Here is a 954-nt window from a genome sequence, read left to right as displayed (position 1 = left end):
GCGGCGGGCACGACCCTGATCGTGGTCGAGCACAACCTGGGCTTCCTGATGTCGCTCGCCGACAGCGTGGTGGTCCTGCAGAACGGGGCGCTGCTGGCGCAGGGAACCCCGGACGAGATCCGCCGCGATCCGCAGGTGATCGCGGCCTATCTGGGAGCGGACCATGAAGCTTGAGGCCAGCGGACTGAAAAGCGGCTACGGCAAGGTGACGATACTGCACGGGGTCGACCTGGTGGCCGAGCCGGGCGAGATCACCTGCGTGCTGGGGCCGAACGGCGCGGGCAAGTCGACGCTGATGAAGGCGGTCGCGGGACATCTGCCGGTGACCGGCGGCACGCTGGCGGCGGACGGCGCCTCGATCGCCGGGCTCGGCCCGCTGGAGACGACCCGCGCCGGGATCGGCTATGTCGCGCAGGAGCGCAACACATTCGCGCAGATGTCGGTGCGCGACAACCTGCTGGCCTCGGCGCTGTTCTTCGAGGGGGCAGGGGCGCGGATCGAGGAGACCTACCGCCGCTTCCCGGTGCTGAAGGACCGCTCCTCCCAGCTTGCCGCCACGCTCTCGGGCGGCGAGCGGCAGACCCTGGCCATCGCCAATGCGCTTCTCGCGGCGCCGAAGCTCCTGATCCTCGACGAGCCGACCGCCGGGCTGGCGCCGATCTTCGTCGACCGGATCATCGACTGGATCACCGAGCTCGCCCGCGCGGGCATGAGCGTGATCTGGGTCGTCGAGCAGAACCCCGAGAAGATCCTGAAGATTTCGCGGACCACCTGGATGCTCGATGCCGGGCGCAACCGCGAGACCCTGCCGAGCCGCGACCTGCTGGTCCCGGGCCGGCTGGAGGAGATGCTCCTGCAGGAGCACTGACCTCCGCGACAAGGGCGCCGCGCCTGCCGGGCGCGGAGCCGCAAGCAAAGAAAAGAACGCAAGCCAACAGGAAGACAGATCATGAC

General features: G+C 69.1%; 2 protein-coding genes. Both read left to right on the top strand.

Annotated features, from left to right (window positions below; translation table 11 throughout):
• The first annotated feature begins 48 nt into the window (after positions 1-48).
• The gene (locus FGX59_RS40030) at positions 49-174 is read left to right on the top strand and encodes a hypothetical protein (RefSeq protein WP_206078568.1); all 126 of its coding nucleotides are present in this window, start codon (positions 49-51) and stop codon (positions 172-174) included.
• On the top strand, positions 164-868 hold the full coding sequence (locus tag FGX59_RS37020) for an ABC transporter ATP-binding protein (protein WP_138473491.1): 705 nt from the start codon (positions 164-166) through the stop codon (positions 866-868). Before FGX59_RS40030 ends, FGX59_RS37020 begins: the two co-directional genes overlap by 11 nt.
• Positions 869-954: the final 86 nt, after the last annotated feature.

The sequence above is a fragment of the Poseidonocella sp. HB161398 genome, from assembly GCF_005870025.1.
In the GTDB taxonomy this organism is placed as follows: Bacteria; Pseudomonadota; Alphaproteobacteria; order Rhodobacterales; family Rhodobacteraceae; genus Mangrovicoccus.
The sequence above is the reverse complement of the archived record's forward strand: the minus strand, read 5'-3'. Positions and strand labels throughout refer to the sequence as shown.

What these genes read in the sequence shown, in the direction of transcription:
- FGX59_RS40030 (WP_206078568.1), top strand. Translation starts at nt 49, where the DNA reads ATGTCGCTCGCCGACAGCGTGGTGGTCCTGCAGAACGGGGCGCTGCTG.
- FGX59_RS37020 (WP_138473491.1), top strand. Translation starts at nt 164, where the DNA reads ATGAAGCTTGAGGCCAGCGGACTGAAAAGCGGCTACGGCAAGGTGACG.